Genomic DNA, 26428 nt, shown 5'->3' on the forward strand with positions numbered 1-26428 from the left:
GCGGCGCGTCCCGGACCGCTCCCGGACGCACCGCTCCGTCTTGGACCGTTCCAGGAACCACCCCCGAGGGAGGTGCCGTTCCGGGGCGCACCGCTCCGGCCCGGAGCCTTCCGGGAGGTACCCCTCCCGGATCCGCCGATCCGGGACGCACCGGTCCGGGGTCGTAGGATCGTGCCATGAAGGTCTCGATCGTCCGCGGCGGCGGCATCGCCGGCCTCGTCACGGTCACCACGGCCGACTCCGCGTCCCTGGCCCCGCCCGAGACCGCGGAGTTGCGCGCCAGGGTGGACCGGGCCGGACTGGCCGGCGCGCCGCCGCCCACGCCCCCGCCCGCCGCCCGGCCGGACCGTTTCGACTACGAGCTGACCGTCGAGGACGACGGCGGCGTGCGCACGGTGCGCGCGAGCGAGGGCACGCTCTCCGCGCCGCTGCGCGCGCTCATCTCGTACGTGACCTCACTCCCGGGCCGGCAGGAGCGGATCGGCCCGCCCGGCTGACCTCGGGCTCCCCGCGCCGCGCCCTCGGCGCCCTCGGCGTCCCCGGCGTCCCCGGCGTCCCCGGCGTCCCCGGCTTCCTCGGACGCCCCCTCGCCCGGCGTCCTGCCGTCCTCGGTCGAGGGTTTGACCACACGGAACTCCGTACCGTCACCGGTCTCGGCGGAGACGTCTCCGCGAACCGGCCCGCCGGCGGCCGGTTCGCCGGGGCGTGGCCGGACGGCCGGACCGGGAGGGGCGCGACCCCGCTGTTTTATTACGCCTTGGCAGCGATTGTCGGTACGGCTGGATTATCCGCCCGAGTGAAATCACATTTACCAAGAGCACTTCGGATATGCGGAGGTATATGTGAGACGCTTCATCATCACCGCGGCAGTCGCCACCCTCGCGGCGGCCGCGCTGGTGCCCCCCGCGCAGGCCCGGCAGGCGATCGCCGAACCGGGTGCGGAGACCGAGTACGTGGTCCTGTACAAGGAGGGCGCGAACCCGGCCGAGGCCCAGCAGGCCATCAAGGCGGCGGGCGGGAGCATCGTCAAGGAGAACACCGCGATCGGCCTGGCCACCGTCACCACGACGAACACCGGCTTCGTCCAGGCGGTGAGCGGTGCGGCCTCGATCGAGGGCTCCGCCCACAACCGGTCCATCGGCAGCGTGCCCACCGCCAGGAAGGCGGCCGCGACCCGGGCCGCCAACGAGGTCAAGGCCGTGGAGAAGGCCGGTCACGGCGCGCCCGCCGCCGCCTCCACCACCACCTCCGGCAAGCCCGCGCCCGCCGCCGAGCCCCTGGCCGATCTGCAGTGGGACATGAAGCAGATCCGCGCGACCGTGGAGGGCTCCTACCGCTACCAGCAGGGTGACCGCGGCGTCCTGGTCGGCGTCATCGACACCGGCGTGGACGGGTCCCACCCCGACATCGCGCCGAACTTCAACAGCAGGCTGAGCCGCAACTTCACCGTCGACGTCCCCGTCGACGCGAACGGCGCCGAGGTCGACGGCCCCTGCGAGGCCGAGCCCGACCGTTCCTGCAACGACCCGGCCGACGTCGACGAGAACGACCACGGCACGCACGTGGCGTCGTCGATCGCCTCGCCCATCAACGGGCTGGGCATCGCGGGCGTGGCCCCGAAGGTCTCGATCGTGAACCTGCGGGCGGGCCAGGACTCCGGCTACTTCTTCCTGCAGCCCAGCGTCGACGCGCTGACCTACGCCGGCGACGTCGGCATCGACGTGGTCAACATGAGCTACTACATCGACCCGTGGCTGTTCAACTGCGTCGACAACCCGGCCGACTCCCCGGCCGACCGTGCCGAGCAGGCCACCGTCATCAAGGCCACCCAGCGGGCGCTGAACTACGCGCACGCCAAGGGCGTGACGCTGGTGGGTGCCGCGGGCAACGGCGGCAGCGACTACACCAAGGAGATCGTCGACAGCTCCAGCCCCGACTTCGCCAGCGTCCCCGGCGAGCTGCCCTACCCGCGCACGATCCCGGCGAGCTGCGTCTCCATGCCGGCCGAGGGCAAGCACGTGGTCTCGGTCTCCTCGACGGGCATCAGCAAGCGCAAGGCGTACTACTCCAACTACGGCAACGGCTACATCGACATCGCCGCCCCGGGCGGCGACGTCTACGACACCCCGGCGAACACCCGTGACGTGACCAAGGGCACCCTGTCGGCCTACCCCAGGGCCCTGGCCGAGGAGCGCGGCGAGCTCAACGCCGACGGCACGCCCAACGTCGCCCACGTGGTCCGGAGCTGCCGCGGTGACGTCTGCGCCTACTACCAGTACCTGCAGGGCACCTCGATGGCCTCACCGCGCGCCGCGGGCGTGGCCGCGCTGATCGTCAGCAGGTTCGGCCTGCCCGACCGGGCGCACGGCGGCAAGAAGCTCGCGCCCGTCGTGGTGGAGACGGTCCTGAAGGCCACCGCGACCAGGACGGCCTGCCCCAACCCGCCCGCCTACGAGTACACCAGGTACCTGGCGGACGGCAGCACGAACATCACCACGCACGTCTGTGAGGGAAGCAAGCTGCGCAACGGCTTCTACGGTCACGGGATCGTCGACGCCCTGAGGGCGGTCCGCTGACCTGACCCCGGCGCTCCGCGCCGCACCACGACGGCCATCCGGCCACCCGGTCATCACCGGTGTGGCCGGGTGGCCGTTCGCGTTCCCGCCCCCGGCCCACCGGTCCCCGAGACCGCCCCCGGCCCACCGGTCCCCGCGACCGCCCCCGGCTCTCCTGCCGGGCCCTCGCGCCCGGTCCCCGCTCCCGCCCCGGCCTCCCGCCCGGCCCCCGCGTACCGCTCCCGTGTCCGGCCGCCGCGCGGGCGATCCGCATGGTTTCGCAGCATCTTTACGCCTTCTTGCGCGATGAGTTGATTTACCCGCAGCCCGCCCCGGGGATGGGTCGCCCGACGCCGTCGGTCACGGGTCGTGAGCCTGCCGCCGGAAGACGCATCCGAACGCGGTCCCGCTTGCGAATTCCTCTATCGACACAAAGGAGTGATGCCCATGGCCGCCGTCACCCGCGAGAGCGACCGGCTCCGTGAGCGGATGGACCACCACCTCGACCGGCTTCTCGAACGGGAGGCGTCCAAGCTCGCCTTCCTCGGCGACGACCTGGACGTGATACGCGAGGTACTGCTCGGCTTCGTCCGGGCGGGCGGGAAGCGATTGCGGCCCTCGTTCGTGTACTGGGGCCACCGGGCCGCGGGCGGTTCCCCCGACGACGACGCGGTGCTCGCCGCGGGCTGCGCGGTGGAGCTCATGCACGCCTGCGCGCTCATCCTGGACGACGTCATGGACGAGGCCGACACGCGGCGCGGGCGGACCACGGCCCACCTGGTGCTCGCCGGCCACCACCGCGACCGCGACTGGCTGGGCGACCCGAGGAGGTTCGGCGAGTCCACCGCCACCCTGTTCGGCGTGCTCGCCTACACCTGGGCCGACGCGGCGCTGCTGGGGTGCGGGGACGGCCTCCCGGCGGCCCTGGAGGTGTTCAACCGGCTCAGGAGCGAGGTCGTCGGCGGACAGTACCTCGACCTGGTCCACGCCGCCAGGCGCGGCGGGGACGTGGAGGAGGCCGGGCGCATCTCCACCTACAAGTCCGGCAAGTACACCGTCGAGCGCCCCCTGCACCTGGGCCACGCCGTCGCCGGCGGGCACCCCCGGCTGCGCACCGTGCTCAGCGCGTACGCGCTGCCGCTCGGGGAGGCCTTCCAGCTCCGCGACGACGTGCTCGGCGTGTTCGGCGACCCGGCCGCCACCGGCAAACCCGTCGGCGCCGACCTGCTGCAGGGCAAGCACACCTGGCTGACCGCGGTGGCGCGCGAGCGGGCCGGGGAGTACGGCGCGGCCCTGCTGGACGACGTCGCCGACGACGAGGGCGTGGAGGCCGCGCGCGCCCTGATCGTCGCCACCGGCGCGCTGGAGGCCGCCGAGGAACGCATCGCCGACCTGGTCGCCCGCGCCGTGGCGGCCCTCGACGCGGGCGACGTCCCCGCCGAGGCCGCACGCGGGCTCGCCGACCTGGCCGACCTGGCCACCAGGAGGAGCGCGTGAGCCCCGTCGTGGTGATCGGCGCCGGTCTCGGCGGCCTGGCCGCGGCGGTCCGCCTGGCCGCCGCCGGGCGCGACGTCACGATCGTGGAGGCCGCCCAGGTGCCGGGCGGGTGCTGCGGCACCGCCACCGTGGGCGAGTACCGCTTCGACACCGGCCCGTCGGTGCTGACCATGCCGGACGTGCTGGCCGACGTCTTCGCCGCCGCCGGGGAGGACATGGAGTCCCTGCTGCCGCTGCGGCGGCTGGACCCCTACTACCGTCTGCGCTACCACGACGGCTCGCACCTGGACGTCGTGGAGGGCGAGGACGCCATGGCCGAGCAGGTGCGCGCGCTGAGCGGCGCCGCCGAGGCCGACCGCTACCGGCGTCTGCGCGCCCGGCTGGGCGAGCTGTTCGAGGTCGAGTGGCCGGCGTTCATCGACCGCGACATGACGCGGCTGCGCGACCTGGCCCGGCCGGCGGTGCTGGCCCGGCTGGTCGCGCTGGGAGGCTTCCGCAGCATGGACGCCCTGGTCAAGAGCCACGTCACCGACGAGCGACTGGTCAAGGCGCACACCTTCCAGGCCCTGTACGTGGGTCTGCCGCCGCGTAGCGCGCTCGGCATCTACGCGGTCATCGCCCACATGGACACCGTCGGCGGCGTCTTCTTCCCCCGCGAGGGCGGCATGCACGCCATCCCGCGCGCGATGGCGGCGCTGGCCGAGAAGGCGGGCGCCCAGATCCGCTACGGGGTGCGCGCCGTGAAGGTCGAGGCCGACGCCTCGGGCGTCACCGGTGTCCGGCTCGACACCGGGGAGCGCCTGGCGGCCGGGAACGTGGTGGTCGCCTGCGACCTGTCGCGCGCCCACACCGGGCTGCTGCCGAAGGGCGCGGGCGACTGGCGGCTGCGCCGTCCCCGCTACTCGCCGTCCTGCCTGGTCCTGCACTTCGGCCTGGACCGGAAGCTGGCCGGCCAGGCGCACCACACCCTGCACTTCGGCGGGCAGTGGGACGCCACGTTCGACGCGCTGCGCGCCGGACGGCCGCAGCCCGACCCCAACCTGCTGGTCACCTACCCCGAGTCCGACACCGGCGCCGCGCCGAACGGCCACGCCACCCTCAGCGTGCTGGAGCCGACCGCCAACCTGCGCGGCGGGGCCGACTGGGACGACCTGAGCCCGCGGCTGCAGGACCGGCTGCTGGGCAGGCTCGCCGACCTCGGTTACGGCGACCTGTCCTCGGCGCCGAGGCTCACCATCGACCCGCCGGCCTGGGCGCGGCTCGGTCACTCGGCCGGTACCCCGTTCGCCCTGGACCACCGCTTCAGCCAGACGGCCTGGTTCCGGCCGGCGGGCGCGGCCAGGCGCGTCCCCGGCCTGCACTTCGCCGGAATGTACACCGCGCCGGGGGTGGGGGTGCCCCCGGTGCTCATCTCCGGCCGGCTGGCCGCGCAACGCGTACTGGAGACCCCCCGATGACCCTGACCGCGAGTTACGAGTTCTGCCGCAGGCTCAACGCCCGGCACGGCCGCTCCTACTACCTGGCGACCCTGCTGCTGCCCGCCTGGAAGCGCCCGCACGTGCACGCCCTGTACGGCTTCGCCCGCTACGCCGACGAGATCGTGGACTCCTTCACGATGACCGGGGACAGGGCGCGGGCGCTGGACGACCTGACCGTCAAGGTGACCGGCGCGCTGGCCGGGGGCACGGGGGGCACCGGGGGCACCGGGGACATCGGGGACATCGGGGACGCGGCGGTGGACGCCGCCGGTGACCCGGTGATCCCGGCGTTCACCCAGACCGTCCGCTCGTTCGGTATCGAGCACGGCGACGTCACTGCGTTCCTGCGCTCGATGCGGGCCGACCTGACCGTCACCCGCTACTCCACCTACGACGACCTGCTGGAGTACATGGAGGGGTCGGCCGCGGTGATCGGCACGATGATGCTGCCCGTCCTCGAACCGCTGCCCGGCCTGGCCGGCAAGGCCCGGGAACCCGCCCGCCAGCTCGGGCTGGCCTTCCAGCTCACGAACTTCCTGCGCGACGTCGTCGAGGACCTGGAGCGCGGCCGGGTCTACCTGCCGCTGGAGGACCTGGACAGGTTCGGCGTGCGGGTGGACGACCTGGGGCGCGCCACCCCCACCCCGGCCCTGCGCGAGCTGCTGGCGTTCGAGACCCGGCGGGCCAGGGACCACTACGCGCGGGCCGAGGAGGGGATCGAGATGCTGACCCCCTCCTCGCGGCCGTGCCTGCGCGCCGCCGTCGCGCTGTACGGCGGCATCCTCGACCGGATCGAGGCCGCCCGCTACGACGTGCTCGGCGCCAGGGCCGCGGTTCCCAAGCGGCGCAGAGCGGCGATCTTCGTACGGCACCTGCTGGCCGCCTCCGCGGCCGACCGCGCCGAGCGCCGCGTGACCGTCCAGGTCCCGTGAGCCGGTCGGCCGGCACGCCCGTGACCCCGTCCCCCGCCGCGCGGTCCCACCTCGCGCGGCCGCCGGGCCCGGAGCGTTCCGCCGCCGGGCCCGCCGACAGCGTCGTCAGGAGAATGTGATGTCGGAGCCTGTGGTCGTCGACGCGATGGGCGGAGACCACGGACCGGTCGAGACCGTCGCCGGGGCGGTGACGGCCCGGCGCGAGCTGGGCGTCCCGGTGGTGCTGGTGGGCCGGAGCGAGGGCGTCCGCGCCGAGCTCGCCCGTCACGGCGCCGTCGGCGAGATCGACGTGGTGCACGCCGAGGACGTCGTCCCGATGAGCGAGCGCGGCGCCGGGGCGGCCTCCTCCACCACGAGCAGCCTGACCGTCGGCTGCGAGCTGGTCCGGCGGGGCAGGGCGTCGGCGTTCGTGTCGGCGGGCTCCACCGGCGCGGTCGTCTCGTGCGCGATCCGCGGCATCGGGCGCGCCCCGGGCGTCCTGCGGCCCGCCCTGGCCGTCGCGCTGCCCTCGGTCACCGGCGGGGCGACCGTGCTGGTCGACGCGGGGGCGACCTCCGACCCCTCGCCGGAGATGATCGCCCAGTTCGCCGTGCTCGGCGCCTCCTACGCCCGCCTGGTGCTCGGCGTGGCCGACCCGTCGGTCGGCCTGCTGTCGATCGGCTCGGAACCGGGCAAGGGCAACCGGCTGACCCGCCGGGCAGGCGAGCTGCTCCCGGCGCTGCCGATCCGCTTCCACGGCAACGTCGAGGGCCACGACGTGCTCGCGGGCACCGTCGACGTGATCGTCACCGACGGCTTCACCGGCAACGTGGTGCTCAAGAACGTCGAGGGCTCGGTACGGGCGGCCCTGACGCTGGCGGCGCGCTCCGGCGGCGTCACCGCCGACGAGGTACGGGCGGTGGCCCGCCTCTACGATCCCGAGACCCACGGCGGGGCGGCGCTGCTCGGCCTGGCCGGCACCGTGGTGGTCGCGCACGGCTCCTCGCGGGCGGCGACGATCGCCCGGGCCTGCGCGGTGGCGCACGACCTCTCCCGGGACGAAGCCCCGGGCCGGGCGGAGGACCGGCTCGGCGCGGAACCCGTCCGTTGAGCGCGGCGCCGGGCCGGCCCGACGCCGCGCCGGCCCGGTCGGGCGCCGCGTGGGCACGGTCGGGTGCGGCGCGGGGCCGGTCGGGCGCGATGCGGGGCCGGTCAGGCCAGCGGGTCGGCGCCGTCCCAGGTGCCCTCGCTGGCGTACGGGGCGAACCGGGCGAACAGGTCCTCGGAGTACCAGCGTTCGGCGCGCGTCCTGCCGATCACCTGGCGGTGCGCGCGTCCCCGGTGGGCGAAGGCGCGCATCGCGGCCTCGTCGCGCCAGAGCGAGAACGTGCCCTGCCGGGCCAGCGGCCACTCGCCGATGCCGACCGAGGCCAGGCGGCCGTCCTGTTCGGCCAGGAGCCGGTCCACCTCGGGGACCGAGCGGTAGAACGGCACCAGGCGCGAGGGCCGGACCGACGCGCGCGTCAGCACCGCGACCGGCCCGCCCGGGCCCGCGGTGCCCGCGGTGCCCGCGGGGCTCCGCGCTCCGGCCGGGTCCGGGGTCGCCGCGGGACCCGGGACCCCGGACGGTCCCGTGGGCCCGCCCGTCCCGCCCGCCCCGGCGCCCCGGCCGCCCTCCGGAAGGGTGCCGAACGGCTCCACCCCGTCCCACCTGCCGCGCGAGGCCAGCGGGGTCAGCCGCACGTGCCAGGACTCGGTGGCCTCGCTCCGCCAGCGCGCCGACATCGGTGAGGTGGCCAGGAAACGGTCGAGATCGTCCTCCTCGCGCCACACCGCGAACAGCGCCCAGCGCCGCAGGTCCGCCGCCAGGCTGGTCGACGATCCCCGGCCGGAGCCCAGCAGCCGCCAGAACACCAGCCCCGGCGTGCGCCTCAGCACCGGCCGGTCGTACGCCATGTAGCGCATACCCCCTAAATCCGGATATCTCGCCAAATGGAAGGAAGCGATGGTTCCCCTGCTCGTCTCGGTCATCGGCGGTTACCTTCTCGGGTCCGTGCCGGTCGCGGTGCTCGTCGCCCGCGCGTACGGGTTCGACCCCCGCGAGGTCGGCGACCGCAACCCCGGCTTCTGGAACGTCAGGGAGCGGCTCGGCTGGCGGGCCGCCGTGCCGGTCTTCGCCGGTGACATGCTCAAGGGCACGCTCGCCGGGGCGCTCGCCCTGCTCGCCACCGCCACGCCCCCGACGTGGACCGGCGGCGTGGACGCCGGCGCCGTGCCGGAGGTGTACCTCGCGGTGGCCGCCGCCATGGCCGGGCACGCCTGGCCGGTCTTCGCCGCCTTCGCCGGGGGCCGGTCGGTGCTCACCTTCGCGGGCGGTTTCGCCGTCGTCTGCCCACCGGCCTTCCTGCTCGGCGTCGCCGCCCTGATCGCGGTGGCGCTCGCCACGAGGTCGTTCGCGATCGGGGCGCGCGCCGGCGTGTTCGGCCTGCCGCTGCTGCAACTGCTCTTCGCGCCCGTGGAGCAGGTGGCCGGGACCGGGCTGCTGATGTGCCTCATCGGGCTGCGTTTCGGCCAGGCCGCGAAGGCCGCCCGCCCGTCGTGACCCGGTCCGGCCGGACGTCGGTGCGGCCGGGCCGGACGTCCGTCGTGCTGGCCGGGTAGACGCGGCCCCGCCAGTGGCGCACCGGGCGCAGCGTGGCCTGCGTCAGCCGCAGGGCCGCCACCGGGTCCAGCAGCGGCGACAGCAGCACCCCGGGCCCCGGCCGGGCGTAGCTGCCACGCAGCGCGCCGGCCAGCAGGAGGCGTACCGTCAGCAGGCCCAGGTCGAGCCGGGTGGGACGGCCGGCCGCCAGCCGCAGCACGGGCAGCGCCGCGGCCAGCCAGACCACCCCCAGGTCGGCGGCCTGCCAGCCCGGCCCGGTGACGTCGCGCAGCGACAGCGAGCGTCCCCACTCCCGCCACACCCCGCCGGTCGAGTCGTGCATGTCGACCTCCAGCAGGCCGCCGCCGTCCAGGAACCCCACGGCCCAGCCCCCGCCCGCCAGGATCCTGGCCAGTGCCACGTCGTCGGCCATGTTCCCCCGGACCCGGGCGAACCCGTCCGCGTCGAGCATCGCCGTACGGCGGAAGGCCAGGCACTGGCCGTTGGCCACCGCGCGGTGCGGCGCCGGCGGGGCCGACGGCCCGATCGGGCCGAAACGGTAGACCAGCGTCGTCAGGAACGAGGCGTGCAGCGCCTGCTCGGCCACGCCCTCGCACACGAACCTGGGGCCCACGCTCACCAGGTCGTACTCCTCCAGTGCCCCCGCGAGCGCGCCGAACAGGCCGGGCGCGGGGCGGGCGTCGGCGTCCAGGGTCACCACGACCTCGTTCTCCGCCGCCTCGATGCCCTGCTGCACCGCCCACTGCTTGCCCACCCAGCCCTCGGGCGGCGGCGTCCCCGTCACGACCCTCGCGCCCAGGCCGGCGGCCAGCTTGGCGGTGCCGTCACGTGACTCGTCGTCGACGACGACGACCTCGGTGACGGCCGGATCGGCGAGCGCGGCCCTCAGGCACGGCCCCAGCCGCTCCTCCTCGTCACGGGCGGGGATCACCACCGAGACGCGCGCCGGTGTGGTCGGCGCGGGAGTGCGCGGGGCGGTCAGCGGGGGCAGCCGCCGCCGCCCCCGGGCCAGCCGCACCGCCACCGCCACCGCGGCCGCCGCCTGCAGGGTGTTCAGGATTGCCATCGTCGTACCTCCACGCCGAGTCGTCCGTGCGCCGGCCCTCACGACCGCCCCCGGACCGGCGAGCCGGGAGAACCGGGAAGGGCAGGGGAGCCCGGGGAGCGGCCCGGGAAGTCCTCCCGCACCAGCGAGGCCACGATCTTCGCGCCCATCGCGACCAGCGGCAGCCCGCCCCCCGGGTGCGCCGAGCCGCCCACCAGGTACAGGCCGCGCCGGGGACCCCGGTTGCCGGGCCGGCGGAACGGGGCCAGCGGGGCCGAGTAGGCGCCGCCGTAGATCGAGCCGCCCCACGCCCCGTAGCGGTCGCGCAGGTCGGCCGGGGTGAACAGGTCGACGAACCGCAGCCGCCCCGACAGGTCGTACCCCCGGCCGGCCAGCCTCTCCAGCACCAGGTCCCGGTAGGACTCCGGCGACATCGGCCACCGCGCGGGATCGCGGGCCGGGACGTTGACCAGCATGACCCAGTTCTCCGTGCCCGGCGGCGCCTGCGACGGGTCGTCCACCACCGAGCAGCCGATGTAGACGGTCGGGTCCTCCGGCGGCCTGCGGCGGCGGAAGATGTCGCCGAACTCGCGCCGGTAGTCGGCGGAGAAGACCACCGAGTGGTGCCCCAGCCCCTCGGTCCTGCCCTCCACCCCGGCCAGCAGCAGGAACGCCGAGGAGGAGGTGCCCAGCCCGGCGACGCGCCGCAGCAGCCGCCGGTCCGGCAGCAGCCGCCCGTACAGCGCCGCCGCGTCGGTGTTGGCGACCACGACGTCGGCCCGCTCGGACTCCCCGGAGGCCAGTCGCACCCCGGTGACCCGGTCGCCGTCGGCGAGCACCCGCTCCACCGCGGTGCCCAGGACGACCTCCACACCCGCCTTCTCCAGCATCAGCGTCAGGGCGTCGGCGATGCGCGGCAGCCCGCCGGGGACGTACCAGCCGCCCTCGCCGTGCTCGATCGCCGGCACGCAGCCCAGCGCGGCCGGCGCCCGGTACGGGTCGGAGCCCGCGTAGGTCGCGTAACGGCCGACGTACTGGCGCAGGCGCGGGTCGGTGAAGAAACGGCGGGCCAGGCCGTCGAGGGTGCGGCCCGGGGCCACCGCCAGCAGGTCCGCCAGGCGGGCCTCGGCGGGCGGCGAGGTCAGCGGCCCGGTGAAGAACGTGCGCCGCGACGCCTCGAAGCAGGTGCGCGCCCAGTCGTGGAAGGCCAGCCAGGAGCGGCCCTCGCCCGGGGCGAGCCGGTCCACCTCGGCGGCCATCCGGGCCGGGTCGCGGTGGGCCGCCAGCGTCGAGCCGTCGGCGAAGCGGTAGCGGCACAGCTCGTCGAGCTCCACCAGGTCGAGCTCCACCCCGAGACCGGTGAAGATCTCGGGCAGGGTCAGCAGGGAGGGGCCGAGGGAGAAGGTGAAGCCGTCCCTGGTGTGCTCGGCGAGCTTGCCGCCCAGCCGGGGGAGCTGCTCGTACAGGCGCACCCGGTGCCCCTGCCCGGCCAGCAGCAGCGCCGAGACCATGCCCCCGACCCCGCCGCCTATCACGATCACGTCCGGCATCGGTGCCTCCTGAACAGCAGGGCGAGCGTTGCGAACAATCCCATCGAGACCCCTCCGGCGGCGGCGACCAGCGGGTCCGGCGGGTCGAAGACCGCCGCGAACCCCACCGTCTCCATGACCGCCATCACCGTGTAGATCGACACCAGCCCGGCGTTCCACGCGGCGGGCTCGGCCAGGACGCGCTCCATCACGAGCATGACCAGCAGCGAGACGACGAGCCACCCCGCGAAGTTGCTGAGCGGGACGCCCCGGTAGGGGCCGGGGTCGTGCCAGACCCACAGGCCCAGCCGGAGCATCTGCGGGTCCAGGAACAGGTCCCAGGCGGTCAGCGCCGCCGCTCCCAGCGCGACGCGCGCCACCCGGCTCGCCGGCGCCACCGCGGCGGCCACCGCGTGCGCGGCCAGCCCCATGCCGCCCCACGCCAGCGCCACGATCACCGGCACCCCGCCGAGCTGCGGGCGCAGCACATCGGTGTAGTGGTAGCCGCCGAACGGCACGCCCGTCCTGATCCCCACCCACTCGGCGGCGTACCCGGTCACGACCACGCCGGCGAACGCCACGGCGGTCCTGACGGCGCCGTGGGTCGTCGAGGCGAAGGCCAGCGCGCTCCCGGCCAGCAGCAGCACCACCACCGCGGTCAGCGCGATCGGCCGGGGCTGCAGCCCCGAGGCGACCTGCGCGGCGACCATCGCGCCCAGCAGCGCCACGCCCAGCGCGCCCGCCGCCCGCCTCGCCCGCGCCGTCCCCGATCCGTCCGGTGGTGGCCGTTCCCGCAGCGCGCCGAGCCCCTGCCGTCCGCCGTTCATCTGTTGGCTCTGCCCCATGAACGGTCATTCGAGCGGCTGGGCGCGGTCAGATTCACTTTGAGGTCCCGATCTCGTCGCGGAAGGCCCCGATCTCACGGGGGAGGCCCCGATCTCACCGGGGAGGCGCCGATCCCGCCCTGCCGGCCGGGCCCGGGCCCGTCCCGTTCCCGCCGAGGCCTCCTGGTCCGGGGCGGTGCCGTACGGCGGCCGGGGGGTGTGGTTGGCTGTGCGACCGTGGACGTCACCGATGCGCTGTGGCTGCTGGGGGCCGGGACGCTCGCCGGGGTGGTCGGCACCGTGGTGAGCCTGGCCTCGATCGTCTCCTACCCGGCACTGCTGGCGTTCGGCCTGCCGCCGCTGGCCGCCAACGTGACGAACACGGTGGCGCTGACGTTCCACGGGGTGGGGTCGGCCATCGGCTCACGGCCCGAGCTGACCGGGCAGGGCGCGAGGGTCGCGCGGCTGGGCGGGATGACCCTGCTCGGCGGGGCGGCCGGGGCGGCGCTGCTGCTGGCGACCCCCTCCACCCTGTTCGAGGCGATCGCGCCGTGGCTCATCGCGGCCGCCTCGCTGCTGCTGGTCCTCCCGCCGAGGATGGGGCGGGGACTCGGCGGCGAGGACGGGTGGGGAGCGCGCGCCGCGATGTTCGCCGTCGCCCTCTACATCGGCTACTTCGGGGCGGCGGGCGGGATCCTCATGTTCGCGGTGCTCTCGGCCGTGCTCGACCAGGCGCCGGTCAGGGTCAACGCCCTCAAGTCCGTCGTGTCCTCGCTGGCGAACGCCGTGGCGATGATCGGTTTCGCCCTCTTCGGGCCGGTGCACTGGGCGGCGGTGGTCCCGCTCGCGGCCGGGTTCTTCCTGGGCGGCCTGCTCGGGCCGCCGATCGCCCGTCGCCTGCCCGGCCGCGCGCTCCAGCTCGGCACCGCCGCCTGCGGCCTGGCCGTCGCGGTCAAGCTCGGTCTCGACGCCTACGCGTAGGCGTCGATCCCGATCCCGATCCCGATCCTGATCCCGATCCGGTTCCGTCCCCGATCCCGATCCGGTCCCGGCCGTTCTGCGCGGAGAGGGGTGTGGTTCTCCGCACCCCGGGAGCGGCCACCCGCCTCATTCCGCCCGCTTCGCGGCCTTGCGTAGTCTTCCGGGCATGACGGATCGGCCGAACGGCGGGCAAGGCGGCACGCGTACCGCCGCGCGGGGGGCGCGGCTGCTGTGGACGGTGATCCTCGGCGCGGCCACCGCTCTGCTCGGCCTCGTCCTGCTGCCGCCCGCGCTGCCGTTCACCGGCCGTCCGGCCGTGCGGGAGGCGGCGCGGCGGCTGGCCGTGTTCGAGGTCCGCCGCCTGCGGCTCGACCCCGCCGCACTCGGGCTGGCCCCCGTCGTCCCCGGGCCCGGCGCGGACCGCCCCGGCGGGCGGGAGCTGCGCTACCTCGCGGCCAGGATGCCGCTGGGGGTGCTCGGCGGCCTGGTGGTCGCCCTGCTCGCCTGCGGCGCGTGGTTCGCCGCGGCGCTGGCCTGGTCCTGGGGGAGGGGCCTGCCGTTCGACGGCATGACGCCCAGCGTGCCCCTGCTCGCCTACGCCGGCCTGGCCGGTCTCGTGCTGCTGTTCCTGGACCTGTCCGGCGTGGTGGGAGTGCACGCGCTGGAACGGCGGCTGGCCGCGCGCATGCTCGGATCCGACCCCACCGAGGCGCTGCGGCGGCGCATCACCGAGCTGGCCGAGAGCCGCGCGGGCGTGCTCACGGCCGTCGACGCCGAGCGGCGCAGGATCGAACGCGACCTGCACGACGGGTTGCAGCAACGGCTGGTGGCGCTGTCCATGCTGGTCGGGCGCGCCCGCAGGGGGCGGCCCGAGCTGCTGGAGCAGGCGCACGAGCAGGCCCAGCAGGCGCTGGCCGAGCTGCGCGAGGTGGCCTGGCGGGTCTACCCGTCGGGGCTGGACTCCCTCGGCCTCGCCGACGCCCTCGCCGGGGTGGCCGAGCGCGCCGCCGTTCCCGTCAAGGTCGTCTGCGACCTGCCGGTACGCCCGCCCATGGCGGTGGAGACGGCGTCGTACTTCGTGGTCAGCGAGGCCGTCACCAACGCGGCCAAGCACGCCCGCGCCACCGCCGTCACCGTCGAGGTCCGCGCGCACGACGCGGAGCACGAGGCGGGACACGACACAATGGTCGTCGTGCGCGTACAGGACGACGGTGTGGGCGGGGCGGACACCGGGGGCGGCGGGCTCTCGGGGCTGGCGCGGCGGGTGGCCGCGCTGGACGGCCGCCTCACCGTGACCAGCCCGTCCGGCGGGCCCACCACGATCGTGGCGGAGTTGCCGTGCGGGTGATCCTGGCCGAGGACTCCACCCTGCTGCGCGAGGGCCTGGTGCGGCTGCTGGCCGAGGAGGGCCACGAGGTGCTCGCCGCCGTCGGCGACGCCGTCGCGCTGGTCGAGGCGGTGGCCGCGCACGAGCCCGACGTCGTGGTGGTCGACGTGCGGATGCCGCCCACCCACACCGACGAGGGACTGCGCGCCGCCCTGGAGATCAGGCGGCACCGGCCGGGGGTCAGGGTGCTGGTCCTGTCGCAGTACGTGGAGAAGAGGTACGCCACCGAGCTGATGAGCGGGAACGTCGAGGGCGTGGGCTACCTCCTCAAGGACCGGGTTGCGCAGGTGGGCGACTTCCTGGACGCGCTGGAGCGGGTGGGGGACGGGGGTGCGGCGTTCGACCCGGAGGTGGTCCGGCAGCTGCTCGCGCGCACCAGCCACGCCGACCCCCTGACCAGGCTGACCGTACGCGAGCGTGAGACGCTGGAGCTGATGGCGCAGGGCCTGACCAACGGCTCGATCGCCCAGGCCATGCACGTGTCGCAGAGCGCGGTGGAGAAGCACGTCAACGCGCTGTTCGACAAGCTGGAGCTCTCCCACGCGACCGGCTACAGCCGCCGCGTCCTGGCCGTCCTGCGCTACCTCGGTTCCTGAACCCCTTCCTCGGGGCGTAGCGTCGCCGTATAACAGCGTCGCCGTGTACGCCGTCGTGAAGGGAGAACCGGGGATGGCCAGGAAGGCACCGCGTGACGAGGCCGGCGAGGACGGCCTGAAGGTCTCCCCGCCCAAGGAGTGGGCCGCCGGCATCCCGGGGGTGACCCGGTCGCTGGCGACCGCCCAGGCCCAGATGGGCGCCGGCCGCACGCTGCTGACCCTGGCCGGGGTCAACCAGAAGGAGGGCTTCGACTGCCCGGGCTGCGCCTGGCCCGAGGGCGACCACCGCAGCCTCGCGGAGTTCTGTGAGAACGGCGCCAAGGCGGTGGCCGAGGAGGCCACCGTACGCCGCGTCACCGCCGACTTCTTCGCCCGGCACACCGTGGACGACCTGGCCCGCCACACCGACCACTGGCTGGGCCAGCAGGGCCGCCTCACCTCCCCGATGCACCGGGCTCCCGGCTCCGACCATTACGTGCCGGTGAGCTGGCAGGACGCCTTCTCCATCGTGGCGCGGGAGCTGCGCGCGCTCGACGACCCCGACGAGGCGCTGTTCTACACCTCCGGCCGCACCTCCAACGAGGCCGCGTTCGCCTACCAGCTCCTGGTCCGCAGGTTCGGCACCAACAACCTGCCCGACTGCTCCAACATGTGCCACGAGTCCAGCGGTTCGGCGTTGAACCAGACCCTGGGCATCGGCAAGGGCACGGTCTCGCTGGAGGACCTGCACCGGGCCGACCTGATCTTCGTGGTCGGGCAGAACCCCGGCACCAACCACCCGCGCATGCTCTCGGCGCTGGAGCGGGCCAAGCGCGGCGGCGCCCGGATCGTCGCGGTCAACCCGCTGCCCGAGGCGGGGCTGCTGCGCTTCAAGAACCCGCAGCGGATCTCCGGCCTGGTGGGCAGGGGCACGACGCTGGCCGACCGGTTCCTGCAGATCCGCCTCAACGGCGACCTCGCGCTGTTCAAGGCCATGTCGCTGCTCCTGCTCCAGGCCGAGGAGGCCGCTCCCGGCACCGTGGTCGACCGCGACTTCGTCGAGGCCCACACCCTGGGCTTCGACGCCTGGGCCAAGGACCTGCGCTCCCTGGACTGGGCCGAGGTCGAGGAGGCGACCGGGCTGGACCGCCCGGCCGTCGAGGAGACCGTACGGGACGTGCTGGGCGCGAAGTCGGTCATCGTGTGCTGGGCGATGGGCCTGACCCAGCACAAGAACTCCGTCGCGACCATCCGGGAGGTCGTGAACTTCCTGCTGCTGCGCGGCAACGTGGGCCGCCCCGGCGCCGGGGTCTGCCCGGTGCGCGGCCACTCCAACGTCCAGGGTGACCGCACCATGGGCATCTACGAGCGCCCGCCGGCCTGGTTCCTTGACGCGCTGGGCAAGGAGTTCGGCTTCGAGCCGCCCCGCGAGCCCGGCTTCGACACCGTGGAGGCGATCAGGGCGCTCCGGTCGGGGCACGCCAAGGTCTTCGTGGCGATGGGCGGCAACTTCGTGTCCGCGACCCCGGACACCGCGGTGACCGAGGAGGCGATGCGCCGGGCCCGGCTGACCGTGCAGGTCTCCACCAAGCTCAACCGCTCCCACGCGGTCTGCGGCCGGGAGGCGCTCATCCTCCCCACGCTGGGCCGCACCGAACGCGACACCGGCCCCGGCGGGGCTTCCGGCGGGTCCGGCGGCTCCGGGGACCGCGCCGGGTGGTTCGTCACCGTCGAGGACTCCATGGGCCTGGTCCACGCCTCCCGCGGCAAGCTGCCCCCCGCCTCCGGCGACCTGCTCTCCGAGGTGGAGATCGTCTGCGGGCTGGCGGCGGAGCTGTTCGGCGACGACCCGCACGTGCCGTGGAAGGAGTTCGCGGCCGACTACGACGCGATCCGCGACCGCATCTCCCGGGTGGTGCCCGGATTCGACGACTTCAACGCCCGCGTCCGCGCCCCGGGCGGGTTCGCGCTGCCCAACGCGCCCCGTGACGAGCGGCGCTTCCCGACCGCGACGGGGAAGGCCAACTTCACCGTCAACGCGCTGGAGGTGCTGCGGGTGCCGCCGGGGCGGCTGCTGCTGCAGACGGTCCGCAGCCACGACCAGTACAACACCACGATCTACGGCATGGACGACCGCTACCGGGGCGTGCGCGGCGGGCGCCGGGTGGTCTTCGTGCACGCCGGGGACCTGGCCGAGCGGAACCTCTCCGACGGCGACATGGTGGACCTGGTCAGCGAGTGGCCCGACGGCGAGCGCAGGGCCGAGGCGTTCCGCGTGATCGCCTACCCGACCGCGCGCGGCTGCTGTGCCGCGTACTTCCCCGAGACCAACGTGCTGGTGCCGCTGGACTCGGTCGCGGAGACCTCCAACACCCCCACCTCCAAGAGCGTCGTGGTCAGGCTCGTCCGGCGGGACGCGGACGGCGCCTGACGTACCGCCACGAGATCGGCGTCGATCCCCGGCGGCCTCCTCCTCGTTCCCGGCGACCGTCACGATCGCTCCGGAACGGGAGGAGGACGCCCCGTGAGGTCACATGAAGGGCGCCCTTCACCCGGTGGCTCCACGCCACCGGCAACCGCACCGGGCCGCCGATGACGAGCCCCGTCTTGCGCTCGACATGGCCGGAGGAGACGGCCATCGGACGCTGTCAGCGGCGTTACCGGCCTTTCGGGAGGAGCCGCCGAAGGCCGGAAACAGGCGTTGAGCCTCTGGTGGAACAGCTCTCGTCACAAGAAACCCGATCGGCCGGAAGGCTTCACGTGATCGCTCGTCGTGCCACGCTCGACGTCTGTCTCGCGCTCGTTCACCACCTCGCCCGACTCCTGCACGACGAACGCCGCCTGCGCGCCACCCCCTGCCGGGAACCGAGCCCTGACCCCGTTTCGCCAAGTGGTCATGGTGCTGCGCCGGTCTCGCGGCGAGCGTGACGTCTGCGAACTCGGCCGCGACCATCGCTTCTCCCGCGCGCCACCGCCTACCGCTACGTTCACGAAGGCACCGAGGTCCTCACGGTCCATGACCTGGCCGTCACCCGCATCCACGTCCTGGGTGCGCTGCACGCCGCCACCGCACGCGGCCCCACCCTCGCCGACAACGACGCCGGAATCGGTATCCGCACCCCGATCGAACAACCCGGGAGAAACCGCGTCCTCAGCGCCGGCAACCACACCCGCAACCGGCTTCTGCGTGCCCTGTGTTGCCTCGGCGAACGTGAATTCGCCCTGCTCGAGATCCGCTGCAGCCACGCCAGGGCGGGCCACTGCTCAAGACCATCGCTGTCCTCCAAAATCACCGCGTCGTATAGACCGCCCGAATATGAAAAGGATTCATGGATTTCGCGTTCACAGTGATCGGCTGTGGTTGATCTTCTTAGCCGAAAGCATGCCTGATGCGTGATTTCGGGAACGTTGCCCTCTTTTTTAAGATATAAGGATGTAGGTGCGGATGCGATAGGAGGACGATGAGACAGCGGATGCCGCCGCCCGGCCCGAAGGGGGTACACGGCTGGGACGAATTATATGAAAGGCTCGCGGACCTGCACGCATGGGCCGATCAGCCAAAACACGGCACGCTGCGTGAGCTGGTGCCGGAATTGACCGCTCCGTGGCAGGTATTTGGCGACAAACGATTGGCCAGGCCATCTCGCGAGCTGGTGCTCAGCGGGGTGCGCGCTTGCCTGCTCGCGGGCGGTGTCGTCCCGAACGAGGTCGACCGGAAGGTGGATGCGTGGGCCGACGCGTGCTGGAGAATTCAGCGGAGCGAGGACACGTCGAGACGCGCTGCGAATATCACCTTGGAGGTCGTCTTCGCTTTATTGCCCATCGCCATCGCCGTCGTGGTGAATATCGCCACCGAATACAAGACGAACTCTTTCGTGTGGGCACTGGTGATCATCGCCTCCGGCCTGTCGGCCTTGATCACCCATCGTCTGCGGACCAGGGAATGGATACGTAAGCCACTCCGCGTCACGGCGGGCATCGCCGCGACCGTTCTGCTGGCCGGTTCTGTGGCGTTCGAACTGCACCGGTCCACGCCCGTGGCCACCAGCGGACCTGCTCTCACCGCACGCGTTCTGGGAGTGGGACGCGAGTCATCTTTGCAGGGCAGCGACTGGGTCTTCCGCGACAAGAAGATGTTCACCCCCGCGCAGGCACGGGAAGTAGCCGGGCTGGAAGGCGATGCCCCGGCCATGCGAGCGCGCGGGGCGGTTGATCCGCTCCTGCTTCCGGTGAGCATCATATTGGTCGGCACCACCAAGCGCGGCGTCACCGTTACTGGCATGTGGTTGAAGTCGCAGTGCTCACGGCCGTTGACCGGAACGCTTCTGCATCGTCAGCCAGGGGCGGGACCACGTGAAAATGCCCGGTTTTCTTTTGATCTGGACAGCCCCAACCCGCGCGCGCAAGTCTATGCGCCCATCGGTGCCAAGAGCCCGGACTATTTCCACGGTGAACTAGCCAAATCAATCTTCCTTGCGGATGGCGAACAGCAAGTCATCAGCATGGAGGCACGCACCCTTCGCAGCTCATGCGTCTTCGAAATCATCGTCGAGTACACCACGGGTGGGCCACTCAAGTCCCTGCCTGTGGACCGGGGCGGCTTCACATTGGCCGTGACCGCCTACGCGGACGGCGCCAAATCCTCCGTGGCGTTGCGCGACACCAGCGCGTACGCCCGTTACTACGTCTATTCCGACACCGGGGACCCCACGTTGATCCCCCGCGGCTAGGAGGAGCCATGTTGCGTACCGCGGCACCTGCTGTTGCTTTGATGTTGGCACTGTGTGGTGCGTGCAGCGCGGAGCCCACCGCATCATCGGCCCCGCCCGCACCCGTCGCCGTTCCGCTCTCCCGGCAACTGCATGCGATCTTGCAGACTCCGGTTGCGATCGGCCGCCAGTACGTTTCGCCTCCCACGAGAACAGCGGTCCAGGGTGGCAGGGCCGCCATCGCCTACGGTTCGGACCTGGTCGTGGTGTGGGATCTGGCGACAAGGCGTGAGGTGATTCGGCTCCGGCCGGAAGGTGAGGTGGAGGTGCTGGAGCTGTCACGCGACGGCACCAAATTGGCCGCTTCCGGTGGAATGAAGCGGGCCACCTTGTGGGACGTCGGCTCAGGCCGGCGGATCACCAGGCTGCCCACTTCGGGCAAGGGGCTGTTCTTCAATCGTGCCGGTGACCGGCTACTGCTCGTCGATCCGTCCGCAACCTCCCTGTATGACCTGAGCGCTCGCAGGCGCACGATCTTCGACGCGAGCAGTCTGCCGCAGGCTGAGGGGTACAACTTCCTGGGATTCGCGTCCGATGACCGTACCGTTGTGGCGTTGGCCGATGCGTACTGGGTGCGGTGGGCCGCCCCCGCCGCGCCCGAAGCAATCGATGTGGACTTTTCCGCCGTGCTCGGCGGTCTATCCGGCGATGGGGCGCAGATGGTCGCCTGGTCCTGGGTGAACAGCACCACGAAACTCGGCGTGATCATGGATGTCGGTGCGAAGCGGCAGATCGCGAGTTGGCTCGTCCCCGACCAGCCCGCGGCCGGTCCCAGCTTCAGTCATGACGGGAAGCGCGTTTTCATGGTCACCGACCAGTACACCGGTGACCAGCCCACGAGTACCCTCCTCGAAGGGCTGACGCGGCCGGACATGCGCCGGGCATGGTCGATGAGCCTGCCCTACGAGGAAGCTGCGGCAGCGGTGCTCGGCATAGCCGATGGGTTCATCACGGTGCGTACTCCGCACGAGATCCTCGTCATCCGCGACGACGGCACAGTCGAACTGCCACGCGGGCGTGACCGTAGTCACCTGCCCTTCGTCGGCAAATGGCGGGTTCACGGCCTGAGCATGACCATCGGTCCGGACCTACGCGGTACCCAAGTGTGGAATGCGGGGCCCTGCCCGGCCGGGAACGGCATGTGCGCGGGCCACGCTGAACTCATCTTCAGGATGGATCCCCAGGGGCTGATCGGTACGGTGTCCACCGTGGTCTACAAGGACGAGGCCGGCCGGGTGGTAGCCGGCCATCCAGAGCCCCGCCAGGGTGATTCGTTCGTTCTTGAGCGCGTGGACACCGGCGTGCTGCGCAAGAGGTCTCCAACCGGCGAGGGTAACCCGCACCTGTGCGGCAGCGGCGCTCAAGCCAAGTGGAGAACCGAATGCGACATATGACGTGACATTGAGGCGGTCTCGGCAAGATCAATAAGGGTGGTTGTGATTCGATGCCTTCAAGGTGACGTCGGCAGCCATGAATCGGGATGAATCACGATGCCCTGAATAGACGTGGAGCTTTCGGTAGAAGAGGTCTCGCCACAAGTCTTCTTCGGTCCAGAAAGCCCCACGTGATCACCTATCGAGTCACGTCCGACGTCCCGCGGAAGCCGGTTTGCCACCTCTCCCCGCTGTTGCCGGTCGGTCGCCGACCGGGCACCCGCTCGGGCTCTCGGTCGTTGACCCGTTTCGAACAGGCGGCGATGGGGTTGCGTTGATTTCCCGACCGCACCGGCCGCCGACCGCTGCGCCGCGAAGACCACCAGCGTCGAAGGCGATCTCATCGACCTGCGGTACTCCGGAAAGACTCGGTCACCACGGCGGTAACGTCCAGGCGCTGTCCGCGCCCTGTGCCCTGCCGCTGTGGTTGTCGGCCGTCGAGCCCGGATCGGTGCACGACCTGACCGCCGCCCGCGCACACGACCTGGGGGCGCTGTACGAAGCCCCGGCCGGAGTCCTGCCCACCCTGGCCGACTCTGGCTACGACGGTGCCGGCGTCGGCGTTCTCACCCCGGCGGGACAATCCGCCGACGGCCGACCTCCCGGCCTCGACACCCGCACCCGAAACGCGCTCCCGCGCCCTACGCTGCCTGGGAGAACGCGATCTCGCCCGGGCGAGCCCGTCCTGCCCGGTCACCATGTCGTGGTGCCCAGGGAGCAGGACCGGAGACGGGGACTCCCGCCCAGGTCCGCCAGCAGCGCGTCCCACTCGGCGCCGACGGCGTCGAGGTCGTAGCGGGAGGCGGTACGCAGCGCGTTGCCGCCGAGCCTCAGGCGCAGTTCCTCGTCCTCGATCAGGCGGCATATCCCCTCGGCGAGCGCGGCCGCCTTGCCGGAGCGGATCAGCAGACCGTCGTGCTCATGGGTGATGATCTCGCGAGGGCCGTGCGGGCAGTCGAAGCTGACCACGGGCACCCCCTTGCTCATCGCCTCCAGGATGGTCATGCCGAAGCCCTCGTAGCGGGAGCTGACCACGTAGACCGACGCCTTGGCGAGTTCCTCGCCGATCTCCTTGCTGCTGCCCATCAGGAGGACCTTCCCGGACAGGCCCGCCTCCTCGATCCGCTCGCGCAACCGCTGTTCCCGCTCCGGGGTGCCGCCACCGTAGATGCGCAGGACCCAGTCCGGGTGCGCCTCGGCGACGTGCTTCCAGGCCTTGACCAGGCGGTCGAAGCCCTTGGCGTACACCACCCTGCCGATGGCGACGACCGTCCTCTCCCGCAGCGTGGAGACGTCTCCGGCCAGGGGCGGGACGGCGTTGGGGATGCGCAGCAGCCGCCGGGGGGCGTTCTTCTTCAGCAACGCGGCGTACTGCTCCCGGTCGGCCTCGGTAAGGGTGACGAACGCGTCGAACCTGCCGTACCGCCTCTTGATGAGCCGCAGCATCTCGGGCTTGTGGGTCTGCAGGGTGACGTGCTCCTGGCCGATGGTGATGACGCCGGGCGGCGCGAGCAGGGCGGTGGCCAGGGCGTACGCCGGGCGGGTGGCGATGAGCACGCCACCGCGCAGGGAACGCAGGAAGCGCAGCAGGCGCAGGTCGGTCCAGAGCGTGACGGCCTGGCGGATGTTCTCCTGCTCGGGGACCAGCCTGCTGGCGAAGCGGGAGAGCAGCGCGGCCACCGGGCCGCGCGGTCCGACCCTGTCGTCCAGGAACGACACCCGCACGCCCGGCGGGATCGGGAAGAACGGTTCCTCGGCCGCGCGGACGACACTGACGATCTCCACGTCCCGCTCCCGCGCCAGGTATCCCGCGAGGTTCAGCACGGTCCGGATCGTGCCGCCCATCCCGTGGGCGTGGTGCAGCAGGATCCTGACCGTTCCCGTGTCGGGCGCGCCCGCCCGCCGTGCCCTTCTCGCGTTGAGCGTTCTCAGTGACCACAGCGCCGCGTTCGCGGGCAGCCTGCGAATCTTCCCCTTCAACGAAAGTCCCCCGTTCGCATGGTGTGCTCGTCCCAAGACGCGATCCCGGAGCCTGCCGGGCCCGGATCGCGAATGCCCCTTGGCGGGAGAGCGTGGATCGGTAGGTGCGGTCGGCCGGTCACGGCAGGGCGGGGACCGACGGCGCCCTGTCGGTCCAGCCGACGTGGAGCATGGTCTCGGTCCACGTCTTGTTCGGGAACGGCTTGCCGCCGACGGTGGTCCTCACCCCGTGAGCCATCAGCAGCATCGCGCCGGTGTCGACGATCACTTCGCTCCTGAGCGCCGTGTCCTTGTGCCCGCGGGCCCGCGTGTGGTCGAAGGAGAGGCGCTCACCCGTCCTACCCAGCGCGTCCTTCGCCTTCCCCCGGACGTGGACGCCGGGCATCGCCGGCAGCGCGCGGTAGGCCGCGACACGGACGTTCCTCGGCACAGGGAGCTGGTACAGCGTGACCAGCGTCCCCCTCACATACTCGTCGACGGCCTCTTCGGGGACGTTCGCGGTCGGGTCCGCCCTCGGGGTCCGCACGGCCTTCTCGATCCAGGCCCTCAGCCCGGCGGGGTCGGCCGGCAACCGCTGGAGCTCCTCGTACGACAGTTGCTGGTCGGCCAGGAAGAACACGTCCGGGCCGCCCTTCGTCGGGCCGACGCTGCCCTTGTCCGGAAGGCTGGACAACCGGCCGATCCTGCCGTCCGCGGTCCGCCTCCACGTGGTCGGGGAGCCGTCGCGGCGCCACGCCCGCCTGTCGGCCGCGCTCTTCGGCCGTGCCCCCAGCGACCGGTGCCCGGACCACTCCTTGCCCCCGGGGGTGATCCAACCCTCGGAGACGTGCCGCACCTCCACGTGATAGCGGTTGGAACCGCTCCCCATCAGCCGGGGATGGACGGCCGCCCACAGCGCCCGTGTGTGCCAGTAGGCGCCCCCCGGCGGGTCCGCCACCGCGCGGGACGCGGCCGCGGGCCGCAGCTCCGGCGCGCTCGCCGGGACGGGCGGGGCGAGCGCGTATACCGCGGCCAGGGCGACCCCGAGCGCGACCAGCAGCCGGACCGGAGAGGTCGCGGCCTTTGTCTGCTCTATACGGTCTATTCGGTCATGCCATTTCATGACCCCTTATACGCCCGACCCCTCCGAGAGGTTGCCCCGTACGGTCTTGATTTTGCGTGCCAAGAAACTTTTAGCTACTTATCGCTAATTGTGTGATTTGTCAGGATATGAGCTCGCCGGGGGCGGGCGTAGGCAACGCGCGATACGGCGCAGGCGTATTAGGGGGCATGACATTGGACGGACAGCCGTGAGCGGCGCCGACGACAACGGGTTCGCCGCGTTCGTGGCCGCGCGCGGCACGAGCCTGTTGCGGGTCGCCTACCTCGCGTGCGGCGACGAGAAGGAGGCCGAGGACCTGTTGCAGACGGCGCTGGAGCGTACCTACCGGAACTGGGACCGCGTGCGGTACGACAACCCCGAGCCCTATCTCCGCCGCATCATCGTCAACGCCTCCATCAGCCGCGCCCGGCGCCGGGCGATCATGCGGGTCATCCCCATGCACACCCCGCCGGAGTCCGCGGCGCGTGAGACCGACGTCGACCTGCGTCACCTTCTCATGGACACCCTGCGCGCGCTGCCGCCCCGGCAGCGCGCGGTGGTCGTCCTGAGGTACTGGGAGGACCTCAGCGAGGCGCAGACGGCGGAGATCCTCGGCTGCTCGACGGGCACGGTGAAGAGTCAGGCGTCGAAGGCGCTCGCCAAGCTCCGCGCGGCGATCGTCCCGGAAGCGGCGGAAGGAGTGATTGGGAATGTCCACGTCTGAGAGTGACCTCCGCGCGCCCGAGGACGGCCTGCGGCAGATCATGGCGGACCAGGTCGCGAGGCTGCACGCCCCGCCCGACCTTCTGGACCGGGTCCTGCGGGCCGCGCGGAGGAGGAGGGCCAACCGGATCAGGCTCACCGCCCTGGCCGTGGCCGTGGCCGTCGCGGGCACGGTGACCTCCCTCTCCCTGACCCTCGGCCCGGGAGACCCGGCCGTACGGGGACCCGAGCCCGCCGCGCGGATCACGGTCCCCGGAATGCCGCCCCCGAGCGCCACCGCCGAGGCCGTGCCGGAACCTCCCGCCGTCGACGACAGCGGGCCGCCCCCGGCGCCCGAGCGCACCGATCTCGGCGACCTGGGCGACGGGAGGGTTTTCGGGAGCCTCAGGGTCGGCTACCTGCCCGCCGGCCTGCGCTGGTCCACTTGGTCCCTGGTCCGTGGCGACAGCTACACGACCTCGTGGAACTACGACGGCGACGAGAACGGCGCCTACTGCGTCCAGATCCACGTCTACGAGGGCCGGACCGTCCAGGGGGTCGACGAGAGGGTCCGCGAATACCGTGAGCGGGGAACCGGGAAGGAGGTGGCCGTCGGCGGCAGGACGACCGCCTACCTGATCACGCAGTCGGCCGGAGAGGACGGGACGAGGGGCACCCCCTCCATCTTCCTGAGCGTGGGAGAGGGGCGGCGGGTCGAGGTGACGTTCAGCTCCGTCTACGCCGCGGACCTCGACGATCCCGAGAAGGTCGACCGCGAACTGAAGAAGATCGCCGTCGCTCTCACCGCCGAGGGCTGACCCGTCCGGCGGTGCGGTCGCAACACCGCCACGGACAGCTTCCAGCACCCCCGGGCGAACAGCGATCCCGAGGCGACGAAGGCCAGGGAGAGCGGGACCCAGGCCGGTGACCGGGCGGCATGCCGGCGGGTGGTGAGCGCCCGGACGCTCCGGGCGCCGGCGAACGCCCAGATCGCCGAGTCGCCGCTCAGCCGAGAGAGC

At 72.7% G+C, this 26428-nt stretch carries 22 protein-coding genes and 1 pseudogene; 16 read left to right on the top strand and 7 right to left on the bottom strand.

The genetic code is table 11. The annotated features are described in order from the left end of the window. Positions 1–176: 176 nt before the first annotated feature. The 6 genes from AB0G16_RS22530 to plsX all read left to right on the top strand — a co-directional run bounded on the left by AB0G16_RS22530 (position 177) and on the right by plsX (position 7552). Complete coding sequence (locus AB0G16_RS22530) at positions 177–497, top strand: protealysin inhibitor emfourin (protein WP_362808072.1); 321 nt, start codon at positions 177–179, stop codon at positions 495–497. A 345-nt stretch (positions 498–842) separates the two neighbouring features. Continuing rightward, positions 843–2576: a S8 family serine peptidase gene (locus AB0G16_RS22535; RefSeq protein ID WP_362808075.1), complete on the top strand. Its 1734-nt coding sequence runs from the start codon at positions 843–845 to the stop codon at positions 2574–2576. Positions 2577–3002: 426 nt separating this feature from the next. Then, positions 3003–4052: a polyprenyl synthetase family protein gene (locus AB0G16_RS22540; protein ID WP_362808078.1), complete on the top strand. Its 1050-nt coding sequence runs from the start codon at positions 3003–3005 to the stop codon at positions 4050–4052. After that, on the top strand, positions 4049–5509 hold the full coding sequence (crtI, locus tag AB0G16_RS22545; protein WP_362808081.1) for a phytoene desaturase family protein: 1461 nt from the start codon (positions 4049–4051) through the stop codon (positions 5507–5509). Before AB0G16_RS22540 ends, crtI (AB0G16_RS22545) begins: the two co-directional genes overlap by 4 nt. Next, positions 5506–6462 carry a phytoene/squalene synthase family protein gene (locus tag AB0G16_RS22550; protein ID WP_362808084.1) on the top strand — a complete coding sequence of 319 codons (957 nt, stop codon included), beginning with the start codon at positions 5506–5508 and terminating at the stop codon, positions 6460–6462. The genes crtI (AB0G16_RS22545) and AB0G16_RS22550 overlap by 4 nt, the downstream gene beginning before the upstream one ends. Before the next feature lie 118 nt (positions 6463–6580). Beyond that, a complete protein-coding gene (gene plsX, locus AB0G16_RS22555; protein ID WP_362808087.1) occupies positions 6581–7552 on the top strand; it encodes a phosphate acyltransferase PlsX in 972 nt (323 codons plus the stop codon). A gap of 101 nt (positions 7553–7653) precedes the next feature. Here plsX and AB0G16_RS22560 read toward each other — a convergent pair whose 3' ends face one another. After that, positions 7654–8406, bottom strand: coding sequence for a spheroidene monooxygenase (locus tag AB0G16_RS22560; protein ID WP_362808090.1), 753 nt, complete (start codon positions 8404–8406; stop codon positions 7654–7656). Between the two features lie 40 nt (positions 8407–8446). Here AB0G16_RS22560 and AB0G16_RS22565 point away from each other — a divergent pair, with 40 nt between their 5' ends. After that, entirely contained in the window at positions 8447–9043 is a 597-nt protein-coding gene (locus AB0G16_RS22565) for a glycerol-3-phosphate acyltransferase (RefSeq protein ID WP_362808093.1), read from the top strand. Here the strand turns inward: AB0G16_RS22565 and AB0G16_RS22570 are convergent. Genes AB0G16_RS22570 through AB0G16_RS22580 form a run of 3 tightly spaced genes read right to left on the bottom strand, consistent with a single transcriptional unit; the run spans position 8994 to position 12522 of the window. Further along, positions 8994–10169 carry a glycosyltransferase gene (locus tag AB0G16_RS22570; RefSeq protein ID WP_362808096.1) on the bottom strand — a complete coding sequence of 392 codons (1176 nt, stop codon included), beginning with the start codon at positions 10167–10169 and terminating at the stop codon, positions 8994–8996. The two genes, AB0G16_RS22565 and AB0G16_RS22570, sit on opposite strands and share 50 nt — an antisense overlap. Before the next feature lie 38 nt (positions 10170–10207). Next, the gene (crtI, locus tag AB0G16_RS22575) at positions 10208–11698 is read right to left on the bottom strand and encodes a phytoene desaturase family protein (RefSeq protein ID WP_362808098.1); all 1491 of its coding nucleotides are present in this window, start codon (positions 11696–11698) and stop codon (positions 10208–10210) included. Beyond that, a complete protein-coding gene (locus AB0G16_RS22580) occupies positions 11686–12522 on the bottom strand; it encodes a carotenoid biosynthesis protein (RefSeq protein ID WP_362808101.1) in 837 nt (278 codons plus the stop codon). The genes crtI (AB0G16_RS22575) and AB0G16_RS22580 overlap by 13 nt, the downstream gene beginning before the upstream one ends. Before the next feature lie 216 nt (positions 12523–12738). On the opposite strand from AB0G16_RS22580, the gene AB0G16_RS22585 reads away from it, so the two are divergent. From AB0G16_RS22585 to AB0G16_RS22600, 4 genes are all read left to right on the top strand, one after another. Beyond that, entirely contained in the window at positions 12739–13482 is a 744-nt protein-coding gene (locus AB0G16_RS22585) for a sulfite exporter TauE/SafE family protein (RefSeq protein WP_362808104.1), read from the top strand. 166 nt (positions 13483–13648) lie between these two features. After that, positions 13649–14830, top strand: a complete 1182-nt coding sequence (locus AB0G16_RS22590; protein ID WP_362808107.1) for a histidine kinase — start codon at positions 13649–13651, stop codon at positions 14828–14830. Next, positions 14821–15465, top strand: a complete 645-nt coding sequence (locus AB0G16_RS22595) for a response regulator transcription factor (RefSeq protein ID WP_362808109.1) — start codon at positions 14821–14823, stop codon at positions 15463–15465. The genes AB0G16_RS22590 and AB0G16_RS22595 overlap by 10 nt, the downstream gene beginning before the upstream one ends. Before the next feature lie 73 nt (positions 15466–15538). Beyond that, entirely contained in the window at positions 15539–17875 is a 2337-nt protein-coding gene (locus AB0G16_RS22600) for an FdhF/YdeP family oxidoreductase (protein WP_362808112.1), read from the top strand. Between the two features lie 296 nt (positions 17876–18171). Here AB0G16_RS22600 and AB0G16_RS22605 read toward each other — a convergent pair whose 3' ends face one another. Continuing rightward, positions 18172–18690: a hypothetical protein gene (locus tag AB0G16_RS22605; protein WP_362808115.1), complete on the bottom strand. Its 519-nt coding sequence runs from the start codon at positions 18688–18690 to the stop codon at positions 18172–18174. A gap of 215 nt (positions 18691–18905) precedes the next feature. Between AB0G16_RS22605 and AB0G16_RS22610 the strand changes: the two genes are divergently transcribed. From AB0G16_RS22610 to AB0G16_RS22620, 3 genes and pseudogenes are all read left to right on the top strand, one after another. After that, positions 18906–20174, top strand: coding sequence for a hypothetical protein (locus tag AB0G16_RS22610; protein WP_362808118.1), 1269 nt, complete (start codon positions 18906–18908; stop codon positions 20172–20174). Between the two features lie 8 nt (positions 20175–20182). Then, positions 20183–21607, top strand: coding sequence for a hypothetical protein (locus AB0G16_RS22615; protein ID WP_362808121.1), 1425 nt, complete (start codon positions 20183–20185; stop codon positions 21605–21607). 384 nt (positions 21608–21991) lie between these two features. Next, positions 21992–22220, top strand: a pseudogene (locus tag AB0G16_RS22620) (transposase family protein); the annotation flags it as partial. A 119-nt stretch (positions 22221–22339) separates the two neighbouring features. On the opposite strand, the gene AB0G16_RS22625 reads toward AB0G16_RS22620, so the two are convergent. Further along, positions 22340–23626 carry a glycosyltransferase family 4 protein gene (locus AB0G16_RS22625; protein WP_362808125.1) on the bottom strand — a complete coding sequence of 429 codons (1287 nt, stop codon included), beginning with the start codon at positions 23624–23626 and terminating at the stop codon, positions 22340–22342. 118 nt (positions 23627–23744) lie between these two features. Continuing rightward, complete coding sequence (locus AB0G16_RS22630; RefSeq protein WP_362808129.1) at positions 23745–24728, bottom strand: hypothetical protein; 984 nt, start codon at positions 24726–24728, stop codon at positions 23745–23747. Positions 24729–24915: 187 nt separating this feature from the next. Between AB0G16_RS22630 and AB0G16_RS22635 the strand changes: the two genes are divergently transcribed. Next, entirely contained in the window at positions 24916–25431 is a 516-nt protein-coding gene (locus tag AB0G16_RS22635; RefSeq protein WP_362808132.1) for a SigE family RNA polymerase sigma factor, read from the top strand. Continuing rightward, positions 25418–26227 carry a hypothetical protein gene (locus AB0G16_RS22640; RefSeq protein WP_362808135.1) on the top strand — a complete coding sequence of 270 codons (810 nt, stop codon included), beginning with the start codon at positions 25418–25420 and terminating at the stop codon, positions 26225–26227. Before AB0G16_RS22635 ends, AB0G16_RS22640 begins: the two co-directional genes overlap by 14 nt. The last annotated feature ends 201 nt before the right edge of the window (positions 26228–26428 follow it).

Origin of the sequence: Streptosporangium sp. NPDC023615, assembly GCF_040640155.1 — a bacterium.
Classification (GTDB): Bacteria; Actinomycetota; Actinomycetes; order Streptosporangiales; family Streptosporangiaceae; genus Streptosporangium.